Source organism: Pseudomonas sp. FG13, from assembly GCF_057809755.1.
Map to the genome: position 1 here is coordinate 18,045 of NZ_JBMDKO010000002.1, position 13,060 is coordinate 31,104.

Consider the following 13,060-nt stretch of genomic DNA (forward strand, 5'->3'; position numbering starts at 1 on the left):
CCTCGCCACGGGGTCAGTGGATCGTGCCTGAATCGTTATGCCGCACCGTCGAGGAATTGCTCGGCGTAGTGGCATGCTACCAACCGATTATCGAGTGGCCGCAGGGCCGGCTCTTCGGTCTTGCAACGCTCGGTGGCATACGGACAGCGCTTGTGGAAGGCGCATCCGGGAGGCGGGTTGAGCGGGTTGGGCAGTTCGCCGACGATCTTGATCTTCGGCTTGTTCGGGTCCGGGTGGATGGTCGGTGTGGCTGACAGCAGCGCTTGGGTGTACGGATGCAACGGGCGGCTGTAGATCGACTCGTTGGGGCCCATCTCCACCGGACGGCCGAGGTACATCACCATCACATCGTCGGCGACGTGTTGCACCACCGCCAGGTTGTGGGAAATGAACACGTAGGCGGTGTTGAACTCCTGCTGCAGATCCATGAACAGGTTGAGTACCTGGGCCTGAATCGACACGTCCAGCGCCGATGTCGGTTCGTCCGCCACCAGCACCTTGGGTTGCAGCATCATGGCACGGGCCAGTGCGATGCGCTGGCGCTGGCCGCCGGAGAACATGTGCGGATAGCGCTGATAATGCTCGGGGCGCAAGCCCACCTGCTTCATCATCGCCTGGACTTTTTCCCGCCGCTCGGTGGCCGACAGGTTGGTGTTGATCAGCAATGGCTCGGCCAATTGATCGCCGATTTTCTGCCGCGGGTTGAGGGACGCGTAAGGGCTCTGGAACACCATCTGCACGTCTTTGCGCAACTGCTTGCGTTCGGCCTTGTTGGCGCCGGCCACCTCCTGCCCGGCGATTTTCAATGAGCCGGAGGACGGCTCTTCGATCAGGGTCAGGGCCCGGGCGAGGGTGGACTTGCCGCAACCGGATTCGCCCACCACGGCCAGGGTCTTGCCGGCCTCGAGTTCGAACGACACACCGTTGAGGGCGCGCACGGTGGCGTGGCCCTTGAACATGCCACGGGACACTTCGTAATGACGGGTCAGGTCACGGGCGGTAAGTACGACGGCCATCACGCCACCTCCTGGTTCAACGGGTAGAAGCAGCGGGCGAGGCTGTTGGTTTTCGGGTCAAGGGCGGGGCGCTGTTGACGGCAGTTGTCCTGCACGTAGGGGCAGCGTGGCGATAGCAGGCAGCCTTGTGGACGGTCATAGCGACCGGGAACGATGCCCGGCAAGGTCGCCAGGCGTTCGGCGCCCATGCTGTGCTCTGGAATCGCCGCCAACAATGCTTCGCTGTAGGGGTGGGCCGGAATGTCGAACAACTCCGGCACCTTGCCCACTTCCACGGCTTGACCGGCGTACATCACGCAGACGCGCTGGGCGGTTTCGGCCACCACGGCGAGGTCGTGGGTGATCAGCACCAGGCCCATTTCCTGTTCTTTTTGCAGGGCCAGCAGCAGGTCCATGATCTGCGCCTGGATGGTCACGTCCAGAGCGGTGGTCGGTTCGTCGGCGATCAGCAGCTTCGGCTCGCCAGCAATGGCCATGGCAATCGCCACGCGCTGGCTCATGCCGCCGGACAGCTGATGGGGGTAGGCGTCCATGCGGCTGGCGGCGCCCGGGATCTCGACTTTTTCCAGCAGTTCGATGGCGCGCTTGCGGGCGGCCTTGCCGGACATCTTCAGGTGCAGGCGCAGCACTTCTTCGATTTGGAAACCCACGGTGTAGCTGGGGTTGAGCGCGGTCATCGGGTCCTGGAAAACCATCGCCAGGTCCTTGCCGACGATCTGCCGGCGCTGGCGGGCGCTCAGCTTGAGCATGTTCTTGCCATCGAAGTTCAGCGCATCGGCGGTCACGATGCCGGGGTGCTCGATCAGGCCCATCAGCGCCATCATGGTCACGGATTTACCCGAGCCCGACTCGCCAACGATGGCCAGCACTTCGCCTTTTTCCACGCTCAGGTCCAGGCCATCGACCACCGGAACGGCGTTGGCGTCGCCGAAGCGGACGTTGAGATTCTTGATTTCTAGCAGTGACATGGGAATCTCCTCAGGCGGCATTCTTGAGTTTCGGGTCCAGCGCATCGCGCAGGCCGTCGCCCATCAGGTTGATTGCCAGCACGCTGAGCAAAATGGTCAAACCGGGCAGGCTCACGACCCACCAGGCGCGTTCGATGTAGTCCCGGGCCGAGGCCAGCATGGTGCCCCACTCCGGAGTCGGCGGCTGGACGCCCAGGCCGAGGAAGCCCAGGGCGGCGGCGTCGAGGATGGCCGAGGAAAAGCTCAGGGTCGCCTGCACGATCAGCGGTGCCATGCAATTGGGCAGCACGGTGATGAACATCAGGCGCGGCAGACCGGCACCGGCCAGGCGGGCGGCGGTCACGTAGTCGCGGTTCAGTTCGCCCATGACGGCGGCGCGGGTCAGGCGCACGTACGACGGCAGCGACACGATGGCGATGGCGATCACGGTGTTGATCAGGCCTGGGCCGAGGATGGCGACGATCGCCACGGCCAGCAGCAGCGAAGGCAGGGCCAGCATGATGTCCATCAGGCGCATGATGGTCGGGCCGAGGATGCGCGGGAAGAACCCGGCGAACAGGCCCAGCAGGATGCCCGGGATCAGCGACATCACTACCGACGACAAGCCGATCAGCAGCGACAGGCGCGAACCCTGGATCAGCCGTGACAGCAGGTCGCGGCCCAGTTCATCGGTGCCCAGCAGGAACTGGATCTGTCCGCCTTCGAGCCAGGCCGGCGGCGTCAGCAGGAAGTCGCGGTACTGCTCGCTCGGATCATGGGGGGCGACCCACGGGGCGAAGATCGCGCAGAACACCACCAGGATCATGAACATCAACCCGGCCACGGCGCCCTTGTTACGGGAAAACGCCTGCCAGAATTCTTTGTACGGGGACGGATACAGCAGGCTTTGATCGACTGCTACCGAAGGAGTTGGAGTACTCATGGATTTGATCTCAGCGCTGGTGACGGATGCGTGGGTTGGCAAAGCCGTAGAGGATGTCCACGACGAAGTTGACCAGAATCACCAGGCAGGCGATTAACAGGATGCCGTTCTGCACCACAGGGTAGTCCCGGGCGCCGATGGCCTCGATCAACCACTTGCCGATGCCCGGCCAGGAGAAGATCGTTTCGGTCAGGACCGCACCGGCCAGCAACGTGCCGACCTGCAGGCCGACCACGGTCAGTACCGGGATCAGCGCGTTGCGCAGGCCGTGGACGAACACCACGCGCGCCGGCGACAGACCCTTCGCCCGGGCGGTGCGGATGTAGTCTTCGCGCAGCACTTCGAGCATCGAAGAGCGGGTCATGCGGGCGATCACCGCCAATGGGATGGTGCCCAGCACGATGGCCGGCAGGATCAGGTGGTGCAGCGCGTCGAGGAACGCGCCCGGTTCATCGGCGAGCAAGGTGTCGATCAGCATGAAGCCGGTTTTCGGCTCGATGTCGTAGAGCAGGTCGATGCGTCCCGACACCGGGGTCCAGCCCAGGGACACAGAGAAGAACATGATCAGGATCAGGCCCCACCAGAAGATCGGCATCGAATACCCCGCGAGGGAGACGCCCATCACCCCATGGTCGAACAGGGACCCTCGCTTGAGTGCCGCGATCACCCCGGCCAGCAGGCCCAGGATACCGGCGAACAACAGGGCGGCCATGGACAGTTCCAGGGTCGCGGGAAACAGGGAGCTGAACTCGGTCCAGACGCTTTCGCGGGTGCGCAGCGATTCGCCGAGATCACCGTGGGCCAGTTTGCCGATGTAGTCCAGGTACTGGGCGTACAGCGGCTTGTTGAGGCCAAGGCGTTCCATTGCCTGAGCATGCATTTCGGGATCGACCCGACGTTCGCCCATCATCACTTCCACGGGGTCGCCGGGGATCATGCGAATCAACGCGAAAGTCAGCAAGGTGATGCCGAAGAACGTGGGGATCAGTAATCCCAGTCGGCGGGCAATAAAACTAAACATCTTCAGGTGTACCTCATCAGCCGGTTAGGCATGTCCGGCACCCCTTTGATCAGGGAATACCGGACGCTTTCTTATCTACTTCACCTGGGTAGTGGCGAAGTTGTTGGTGGTGAGCGGGCTAATGGCGTAGCCCTCTACGTTCTTGCGCATTGCCGTGAACATCCGGGTGTGGGCCATGCTGATCCATGGCTGGTCCTGGTTAAAAATCACCTGGGCCTGTTCATAGAGCTTGATGCGCTCCTCGGGGTTCACTGTGGCGCGGGCCTGGTCGATCAGCGCCTGGAATTTCTCGTTGCACCAGCGGGCGTAGTTTTCGCCGTTCTTGGCCGCCTCGCAACTGAGCATAGGCGTCAGGAAGTTATCCGGGTCGCCGTTATCGCCCGCCCATCCGGCGGAGACCATGTCGTGCTCGCCGTTTTTCGCGCGCTTGAGCATTTCGCCCCATTCCATGACGCGGATGTCGACCTTGATCCCGACTTTCGCCAGGTCAGCCTGCATCATCTGCGCGCCGAGCATCGGGTTGGGGTTGGTCGGGCCGCCGCCGTTGCGGGTGAACAGAGTGAACACGGTGCCCTCCGGCACGCCGGCTTCCTTGAGCAGTTGGCGGGCCTTGTCCAGGTCCCGCGGCGGGTTCTTCAACTCGTGATTGAAGCCCAGCAGCGTCGGTGGGTAGGGGTTGACCGCGACGGTGGCGTTGCCCTTGCCGAACAGCGCGTTGACGTAGGCTTCCTTGTCGAAGGCGATGTCGATGGCTTTGCGCACCCGCACATCGCTCATGTATTTGTGCTGGGTGTTCAGGGCGACGTAGGACACGGTCATGGCGTCCAGTTCATCGACTTTCAGGTTGGCGTCTTTCTTGATGCTCGGGATGTCATCGGGCTTGGGGTACAGCGCGACCTGGCACTCATTGGCCTTGAGCTTCTGCAGGCGCACGTTGTTGTCGGTGGCGATGGCCAGTACCAGTGCATCGGCCGGCGGCTTGCCGCGGAAGTAGTCCGGGTTGGCCTTGAAGCGAACCTGGGCGTCCTTGTTGTAGCGCTGGAAGATGAACGGCCCGGTGCCGACCGGCTTGCTGTTGAGGTCGCCGGCCTTGTTGGCCTTGAGCAACTGGTCGGCGTATTCGGCCGGGTAGATCGAGGAGAAGGCCATGGCGACGTCGGCCAGGAATGGCGCTTCGCGGCGGGTCAGGGTGAACTTGACCGTGTGTTCGTCGACTTTCTCGACGCTTTTCAACAGTTCTTTGAAGCCCATGCTTTCAAAGTAGGGGAAGCCCACGCTCGACAGTTTGTGCCACGGATGATTCGGGTCCAGCTGGCGCTGGAAGCTCCAGACCACATCGTCGGCGTTCATGTCGCGGGTCGGCTTGAAGTATTCGGTGGTGTGGAACTTGACGCCGTTGCGCAGGTGGAACGTGTACGTCAGGCCATCGTCGCTGATGTCCCAGGACTCGGCCAGGCCTGGAATCACTTCGGTGGTGCCGGGCTTGAAATCGACCAGGCGATTGAAAATGGTTTCCGCCACGGCGTCGGCAGTGACTGCAGTCGTGTACTGGACCATGTCGAAGCCTTCCGGGCTGGCTTCTGTGCAAACCACCAGGGGTTTGGCCGTGGCGCCAACGGCGACACTCAGCAGCGCAGCGGCGAGGGCTGCGCGTAGGGGGATCATGTTCATCGTCATATCCTCTGCAATCGGTGAAACGGCAAAAGCCGGACGGCCGACCTCGTGAGTCGACCGTCCGGCGCAGGGTTTACAGAATGTTGAACGGGATGGTGGTGACGAGACGGAACTCGTTGAGGCTGCCGTCTGCCTGGTTTTCACTGGCGCGGTGCGCGGTGTAGGTCGCGCGGATCGCGGTGGCTTTCAGCGGGCCGCTCTGGACGGCATAGGATGCACCGATGCCGTATTCGTAGTGGTGCTCACCGTCCATCGACTGCACGCTGGCGTATTCGCCGCCCTTATAGTGTGTACCGTCGATACCCCAACCGCGAGCCTGGTAAATGTTGAACTTCAGGCCCGGTACCCCGTACTCAGCCATGTTTAGGCCATAGGCAATCTGGAAAGATTTCTCGTTCGGTCCGTTGAAGTCCGACAGCAGGGAGTTGGCCAGGTAGATGCCGTTGGTTTCATGCAGGTAGTCGAAGTACTCGTTACCGTTCACTTCCTGATAGGAGAACGTCAGGCTATGGGCCTGATGGGCCAGGCCGAATGACAGGGAGTAAGTGTCATTGTCGATGTCGCCCAGTACGGCTTTACCCTCGTCCACGGTCTTGTAGTAGTTCAGGCCTGTGGTCAGGCTCAGTACTGAGCTGTCACCCAAGACGTGAGTGGCGCCAAAGTAGTATTGATTCCACATGTCTTCGGCCTGAGTGGCCCACAAGCTGGTGGTCAAACTAGCTAACGGCTGATAGCTGATACCGGCCGTATAAACATGATCGATTTCGACAAGATGGTCAGCATATTCAGCGCGGAATTTACGCTGGCTTTCCTCGGTACGAGGAGAGTTCCTGTCGAACGTGGCCAAATCAAACGATAGGTTCTCGAGTTCTTCGCTATGCAGACTCACACCTTGGAAGCTGGAAGGCAGTGCCCGGTTGCCGATCACGTCGACCATGGGGCTACTGAAGTTCTGGCGACCAGCGGTCAGCGTGGTGTTGGAAATACGCGCTTTGACATTAGCCAGGCCCAACTTGCTCCATTGGTCCTGAGCGTCACCGCCGTTCTCGGTCAGGGTGCGGTTGTTGCCTCGACCACCGACGCCTGGAATGGGTGCTCCGCCGTTACCAGATGCCAGGTTCTTGCGGTCGCGCTCCAGAGCAATAGCGTTGTAGGCAGCGACTTCGGTGCTGAAGCCAACAGTGCCTTCAGTGAAGCCGGAGTTATATTTGATGATGGTACCTTGCAGCCAGTTGATACGGCGGTCGGTCTGGCGTGTTTCGCCGTTCTGGCGGTAAGAGAGTTTCGCACCACGCTTGAATTGCTCGTTGGCGTACCAGTTACGGGTCGAACCGGTCACCGATTGGCCTTCCACAAAACCCTTGGCTTCGCTTTGTGCGCTGGTGGTCTTGAGGGTCACCGGAGTAACCGCTTGGCTTTGCGACTCAGCATAAGCTGTCGCGGTAACGCTGCTGATGGCCAGGGCCAGTAACGCGGTGCTGCTCAATTTCATGGGTAACGCTCCTTTTTCTTTCTTTTTAATGCCGGTCTTTTTTGGTGATACGGCTATCGGTTTTTACTACTGGCTACAGCTCGCAAACGTTTGCAGTGGGCCTGATCGGCAAATTACGGCAAGACGTCTACGTGAAGGCCCGTAAGGGCCCTCGCTGTAGGACTAATCGGTTATGGGGTCAGGCTGACGCCCGAGAACACGTTGCGGCCGAATGGGCTGACCTTGAATCCTTCGACTTTGGCACTCAGCGGCTGGTTGACCGTCGAGTGGGCGACAGGGGTGATCGGCACTTGCTGCTTGAGCAACTGCTGGGCCTGTTTGTAGAGCACGGTGCGCTGGTCGCGGTCGGTGACGACCTTGGCCTGCTTGATCAGCTTGTCGTAATCCTGGTCGCACCACATGGAGTAGTTGTTGCCACCAATGGCGTCGCAGCTGTACAGCGTGCCCAGCCAGTTGTCCGGGTCACCGTTGTCGCCGGTCCAGCCGATCAGGCTGATGTCGTGCTCACCGTTCTTGGTGCGCTTGATGTACTCGCCCCATTCGTAGCTGACGATCTTTACTTTCAAACCGATCTTGGCCCAGTCGGCCTGGAGCATTTCGGCCATCAGCTTGGCGTTGGGGTTGTACGGGCGTTGTACGGGCATGGCCCAGAGGGTGATTTCGGTGCCTTCCTTGACCCCGGCGGCCTTGAGCAACTCCTTGGCTTTTTCCGGATCGTAGGCAGCGTCCTTGATCGTGTCGTCGTAGGACCACTGGGTCGGTGGCATGGCGTTGACCGCCAGTTGCCCCGCGCCCTGGTACACGGCGTTGAGGATGGCCTGTTTGTTCACTGCCATGTCCAGCGCACGGCGCACTTCGACCTGGTCGAACGGTTTGTGGCGGGTGTTATAGGCGATGTAGCCGAGGTTGAAACCAGGCTTCTCGATTAACTGCAGCTTGGGATCGTTCTTCAATGCGGGTACATCGGCCGGGCGCGGATGCAGGGTAATCTGGCACTCGTTGGCTTTGAGCTTCTGTACTCGCACGGAGGCGTCGGTGTTGATCGAGAAGATCAGGTTCTTCAGCTTGACCCGCTCCGGCGCCCAATAATGGGTGTTGGCGACGTAACGGATGTTGGAGTCCTTCTGGTAGCTCTTGAACTCGAACGGGCCGGTGCCGATGGGTTTCTGATTGATGTCGCTCGGCTTGCCGCTCTTGAGCAACTGCTCGGCATATTCGGCCGACAGGATCGCGGCGAAGCTCATGGCGATGTTCTGGATGAACGCGGCATCGACACTGTTGAGGGTCATGACCACGGTCAGCGGTCCGGTCTTCTCCACCTTGGCGATGTTCTTGTTCAGGCTCATGCCGTTGAAGTACGGGAATTCGGTGGCGTAGGCCTTGCGGAACGGATGCTGCGGATCGAGCATGCGGTTGAAGGTGAACAGCACATCGTCGGCGTTGAAGTCCCGGGTCGGCGTGAAGTAGTCGGTGCTATGGAATTTCACCCCTTCGCGCAGGTGGAAGGTGTATTTCAGGCCGTCTTCGGAAATCTCCCAACTTGTCGCGAGACCCGGTACGACATTGGTCGCGCCCTTTTCAAACTCGACCAGGCGGTTGTACAGCGGCTCGGCGGCATCGTTATCGGTGGCGGTCGTGTATTGCGCCGTGTCGAAGCCGGCGGGGCTGCCTTCGGAGCAGAACACCAGGCTACCGCCAGCGGCGGCTTGGGCCACGGATGTCGCGGCCAGCAGGCCGGTACTCAGCAACGCAGAAAAAACCAGGGTATGGCGCATGACGCTCCCTCTTTCGTTCGGGGTGTTAAACAGTGAACCGGCGTCCATCCGGGAACAGGTCCGGGGCACTGAGTTCATTCCATTGCGTGCAGCAATGCCACAGGGTCAGCAGGTCTGCCAGATTCCAACGGTACGGCCGTGGATTTGGCAGTCAATGCGTAACGTCTGAAAGACTTGTGAGAAAGAGCGATACGTCCTCAAGCAGCTGCCGTAATGCGCAGATGTTTTTGGAGGTAGGCGATTTCCTGGGTCTTGGCTGATAAAACAACGGCGCCGTCAGGAGACGCCGCCGTTGCATACCTCAGTTGCTGACGCTGACGCCGTAGAAGGAGTTCAAGCCAAATGGGCTGATCTTGAAGTCCTGCACGTTGGCGCGCATGGGTTGATACACCGTCGAGTGAGCGATAGGTGTCATTGGCACGGCATCCTTGAGGACGTGTTGTGCCTGTTTGTACAGTTCGGTGCGCTTGGCCTGATCGGTGGTGCGCTTGGCTTCCTTGACCAGACCGTCGAATTTCTTGTCGCACCATTTGGAGAAGTTGTTGCCGGACAGCGAGTCGCAGCCGAACAGCACGTTGAGCCAGTTGTCCGGGTCACCGTTGTCGCCGCTCCAGCCAATGATCATCGCCTGGTTCTCGCCGCCTTTGGAACGCTTGATGTACTCGCCCCATTCGTAGCTGACGATGTTGACGTTCAGGCCGATCTTCTTCCAGTCGGACTGCAGCATTTCAGCCATCAACTTGGCGTTCGGGTTGTACGGACGCTGCACCGGCATAGCCCACAGGGTAATGTTGGTGCCTTCCTTGACGCCGGCTTCCTTGAGCAGCGCCTTGGCTTTCTCAGGGTCGTACTTGGCGTCCTTGATGGTGGTGTCGTAGGACCACTGGGTTGGCGGCATGGCGTTGACCGCCAGCTGGCCGGCGCCTTGGTAGACCGAGTCGATGATCTGCGGCTTGTTGACCGCCATGTCCAATGCCTGGCGGACTTTCAGGTCAGCCAGCACGTTCGGCTCGTTGCTGCCCTTGATCTTGTCCATCACGTTATAGGCGATGTAACCCAGGTTGAAGCCCGCTTGGTCGGGCATCTTCAGGGCCTTGTCTTCCTTCAGGGCCTTGAGGTCGGCCGGGCGCGGGAAGAGGGTGATCTGGCATTCGTTTTTCTTGAGTTTCTGCATGCGCACCGACGGATCGGTGGTGATGGCGAAGATCAGGTTGTCGATCTTCACGTCGTCAGGCTTCCAGTAGTCCTTGTTCCCGGTGTAGCGGATGTTGGAGTCTTTCTGGTAGCTCTTGAACACGAACGGACCAGTGCCGACGGGCTTCTGGTTGATGTCGGGAGCCTTGCCTTCCTTGAGCAACTGGGCGGCGTATTCGGCGGACTGGATCGAGGCGAAGCTCATGGCCATGTTCTGGATGAACGCGGCATCGACGTCCTTGAGGGTGAACTTGACGGTGTGGTCGTCGACTTTATCGATATGGGTGATGTTGGTGTCCATCCCCATGTCGGTGAAGTACGGGAACTCGGTCGGATACGCCTTACGGAACGGATCGTCCTTGTTGATCATGCGGTTGAAGGTGAACAGCACGTCGTCGGCGTTGAAGGTACGGGTCGGCTTGAAGTACGGGGTGGTGTGGAACTTGACGCCTTCACGCAGGTGGAAGGTGTAGGTCAGGCCGTCTTCGGAAATGTCCCACTTGGTCGCCAGGCCAGGAATCACAGCGGTGCCGCCGCGTTCGAACTGGGTCAGGCGGTTGAACATGGTTTCTGCAGAGGCGTCGAAGTCGGTTCCGGTGGTGTATTGACCCGGGTCGAAACCCGCCGGGCTGCCCTCGGAGCAGAACACCAGGTTAGTCGCCGCTTGGGCGAAGGGAGCACTGGCTAATAGGCTTGCGCCGACTAAAAACGGAATGACCGCGTGTTTAAGCATGTTGGCCTCATGATTTGTTGTCATTTTTGGATTTGAGGGCGACCTCGTGAGTCGTCCTGCGGATACTTATGCAGGCCCCATACCCAATGCAAGATCAAGAGCGGTTACAGATCTGAAACAGTGGCACGAACGTACCTTAATGTCGCATCTGTGTAAGTTCTGACGCAGTTGATCGTTTGCGCCGGTTTTTTTGGTGCAAACATTGCTTTTAAACGGTGCGCTACGAGCTTGTCGCGCACCGGGTTGGGGCGGGTTCTACTGTTGCAAACCCACGCCGTAGAAGGGTGTGAGGCCAAATGGGCTGAGTTTGAAATCCACGACTTTTTTGTTTATCGGCTGGAATACCGTGGAGTTGGCAATCGGCGTGATGGGCACCTGTTGCTTGAGAATCTTTTGCGCCTGCCGGTAGAGGTCGATCCGTTGCTGGCGGTCGGTCGAGACCTTGGCTTGCTGGATCAGCTTGTCGTAGGCCGGGTCGCACCACTTGGCGTAATTGCTGCCCTTGACCGCCGCGCAGCTGTAGAGCACGCCGAGCCAGTTGTCCGGATCGCCGTTGTCGCCGGTCCAGCCGTAGATCATCGCGTCGTGTTCGCCGTTCTTGGCGCGCTTGATGTACTCACCCCACTCATAACTGACGATGTTGGCCTTGATGCCGATTTTCGCCCAATCCTGCTGGATCATCTGCGCCGACATCCGCGCGTTGGGGTTGGAGGCGCGTTGCACCGTCATCGCCCATAAATTGAGGGTGGTACCGGGTGCCACCCCGGCTTCCTTGAGTAGCGCCTTGGCCTTGGTCACGTCGTGGGGAGCGTCCTTGATAGCCGGGTCGAATGACCACTGGGCCGGCGGCAGGGCGTTCTGGGCCAGTTGCCCGGCGCTCTGGTACACCGCCTTGATGATCGCCGGTTTGTCGATGGCCATGTCCAGCGCCTGGCGGACCTTGAGCTGGTCCAGGGGCGGGTGCGTGACGTTGTAGGCGAGGAAACCCAGGTTGAATCCCGGCTGCTTGAGCACTTGCAGGTTCGGGTCCTGTTCCATCACTTCGATGTCCGCCGGACGCGGGTAGCCGCTGACCTGGCATTCGTTGCGCTTGAGCTTTTGCAGGCGCACGGCGGCGTCGGGGGTGATGGAAAAGATCAGGTTATCGATTCTCACATCCTCGGGTTTCCAGTAGGCCGTGTTGGCGGCGTAGCGGATCTGCGAGTCCTTCTGGTAGCGCTTGAACACGAACGGGCCGGTGCCGACGGGTTTCTGGTTGAGGTCGCCGGCCTTGCCTTCCTTCAACAACTGCGCCGCGTATTCGGCGGACTGCACGGAGGCGAAACTCATCGCCAGGTTCTGCACGAACGCGGCGTCGACGTTGTTCAGGTTGAAGCGCACGGTGTGCTCGTCGACTTTCTCGACGCTCTTGATCGTGGTGTTCAGACCCATGTCGGTGAAGTAGGGCGACTCGGTCGGGTAGGCCTGGCGGAACGGTTGCTGCGGATCGAGCAGGCGCTGGAAGGTGAACACCACGTCGTCGGCGTTGAAGTCGCGGGTGGGGGTGAAGTAGTCGGTGGTGTGGAACTTCACACCGTCGCGCAGGTGGAAGGTGTAGACCAGGCCATCGGCGGAGACATCCCAGCTCGTCGCCAACCCCGGCTCGACTTCGGTGCCGCCGCGCTTGAACTGGGTGAGACGGTTGAAGACGGTTTCGGCCGAGGCGTCGAAGTCGGTGCCACTGGTGTACTGGCTGGGGTCGAACCCAGCGGGGCTGGCTTCGGAGCAGTAGACCAGGGTAGTGGCGGCCTGGGCCAGCGGGGCGCAGCCGATCAGGGCGAGGGTGAGCAGCAATGGTTGGAAAGTGGTTCTGTCCATGAAATCCCTTGGGGCGTGGTGACGGTTTTCATGGAGAGTAGCTTTGTGGGTGGGAGAGGGGGAAATATCCAAAAGTGAGGGGGACCGTTGGGTTTAGGTATAGCTGGGGTGGACGGGGATGAGTTGGTCTTATCGCTGACCTGTTTCCGGCGGTCTCCCTGATCTAATTGTGAGAGCGATTCTGCGCGCGAGGAGGTGTGTAGGGTCAGATTCTATCTCGGGCTCCGTAACCCACGATTTTGGCAATAGTCTCGCCGCAGCTTTGCTTTAGCACTAATTCATTGACGCCAGAATAATGGCTATCTAATATCGCGCCACTATTTTGATGCCACTGCTCTGCCGAGGTGATCGTGACTCCCCTTCGGTGTGAGGTCGTGTCTGGTTCTGCTGCTGACTGACTTGCGCACG

At 60.1% G+C, this 13,060-nt stretch carries 9 protein-coding genes; all 9 read right to left on the reverse strand.

Annotated elements, in window-relative coordinates; translation table 11 throughout:
- Positions 1–35: 35 nt before the first annotated feature.
- The 9 genes from ACODTO_RS02645 to ACODTO_RS02685 all read right to left on the reverse strand — a co-directional run bounded on the left by ACODTO_RS02645 (position 36) and on the right by ACODTO_RS02685 (position 12,652).
- Positions 36–1,016: a peptide ABC transporter ATP-binding protein gene (locus ACODTO_RS02645; protein ID WP_139648254.1), complete on the reverse strand. Its 981-nt coding sequence runs from the start codon at positions 1,014–1,016 to the stop codon at positions 36–38.
- A complete protein-coding gene (locus tag ACODTO_RS02650) occupies positions 1,016–1,984 on the reverse strand; it encodes an ABC transporter ATP-binding protein (RefSeq protein WP_041020611.1) in 969 nt (322 codons plus the stop codon). The genes ACODTO_RS02645 and ACODTO_RS02650 overlap by 1 nt, the downstream gene beginning before the upstream one ends.
- A gap of 10 nt (positions 1,985–1,994) precedes the next feature.
- A complete protein-coding gene (locus ACODTO_RS02655; protein ID WP_041020610.1) occupies positions 1,995–2,906 on the reverse strand; it encodes an ABC transporter permease subunit in 912 nt (303 codons plus the stop codon).
- A 10-nt stretch (positions 2,907–2,916) separates the two neighbouring features.
- Positions 2,917–3,927, reverse strand: coding sequence for an ABC transporter permease subunit (locus tag ACODTO_RS02660; protein ID WP_072388476.1), 1,011 nt, complete (start codon positions 3,925–3,927; stop codon positions 2,917–2,919).
- Positions 3,928–4,002: 75 nt separating this feature from the next.
- The gene (locus tag ACODTO_RS02665; RefSeq protein ID WP_175385531.1) at positions 4,003–5,598 is read right to left on the reverse strand and encodes an ABC transporter substrate-binding protein; all 1,596 of its coding nucleotides are present in this window, start codon (positions 5,596–5,598) and stop codon (positions 4,003–4,005) included.
- A 76-nt stretch (positions 5,599–5,674) separates the two neighbouring features.
- Positions 5,675–7,093 (reverse strand): OprD family porin, encoded by a 1,419-nt coding sequence (locus ACODTO_RS02670; RefSeq protein WP_139648258.1) that lies wholly within the window; start codon positions 7,091–7,093, stop codon positions 5,675–5,677.
- A 170-nt stretch (positions 7,094–7,263) separates the two neighbouring features.
- Positions 7,264–8,868, reverse strand: a complete 1,605-nt coding sequence (locus tag ACODTO_RS02675; RefSeq protein WP_489105933.1) for an ABC transporter substrate-binding protein — start codon at positions 8,866–8,868, stop codon at positions 7,264–7,266.
- Between the two features lie 301 nt (positions 8,869–9,169).
- Entirely contained in the window at positions 9,170–10,795 is a 1,626-nt protein-coding gene (locus ACODTO_RS02680) for an ABC transporter substrate-binding protein (RefSeq protein ID WP_139648261.1), read from the reverse strand.
- A gap of 255 nt (positions 10,796–11,050) precedes the next feature.
- Positions 11,051–12,652 (reverse strand): ABC transporter substrate-binding protein, encoded by a 1,602-nt coding sequence (locus tag ACODTO_RS02685; RefSeq protein ID WP_464710399.1) that lies wholly within the window; start codon positions 12,650–12,652, stop codon positions 11,051–11,053.
- Positions 12,653–13,060 lie beyond the last annotated feature (408 nt).

Bases quoted from the DNA above. Each gene is read 5' to 3' on its own strand.
- ACODTO_RS02645 (WP_139648254.1), bottom strand. From the start codon at position 1,016: ATGGCCGTCGTACTTACCGCCCGTGACCTGACCCGTCATTACGAAGTG.
- ACODTO_RS02650 (WP_041020611.1), bottom strand. From the start codon at position 1,984: ATGTCACTGCTAGAAATCAAGAATCTCAACGTCCGCTTCGGCGACGCC.
- ACODTO_RS02655 (WP_041020610.1), bottom strand. From the start codon at position 2,906: ATGAGTACTCCAACTCCTTCGGTAGCAGTCGATCAAAGCCTGCTGTAT.
- ACODTO_RS02660 (WP_072388476.1), bottom strand. From the start codon at position 3,927: ATGTTTAGTTTTATTGCCCGCCGACTGGGATTACTGATCCCCACGTTC.
- ACODTO_RS02665 (WP_175385531.1), bottom strand. From the start codon at position 5,598: ATGAACATGATCCCCCTACGCGCAGCCCTCGCCGCTGCGCTGCTGAGT.
- ACODTO_RS02670 (WP_139648258.1), bottom strand. From the start codon at position 7,093: ATGAAATTGAGCAGCACCGCGTTACTGGCCCTGGCCATCAGCAGCGTT.
- ACODTO_RS02675 (WP_489105933.1), bottom strand. From the start codon at position 8,868: ATGCGCCATACCCTGGTTTTTTCTGCGTTGCTGAGTACCGGCCTGCTG.
- ACODTO_RS02680 (WP_139648261.1), bottom strand. From the start codon at position 10,795: ATGCTTAAACACGCGGTCATTCCGTTTTTAGTCGGCGCAAGCCTATTA.
- ACODTO_RS02685 (WP_464710399.1), bottom strand. From the start codon at position 12,652: ATGGACAGAACCACTTTCCAACCATTGCTGCTCACCCTCGCCCTGATC.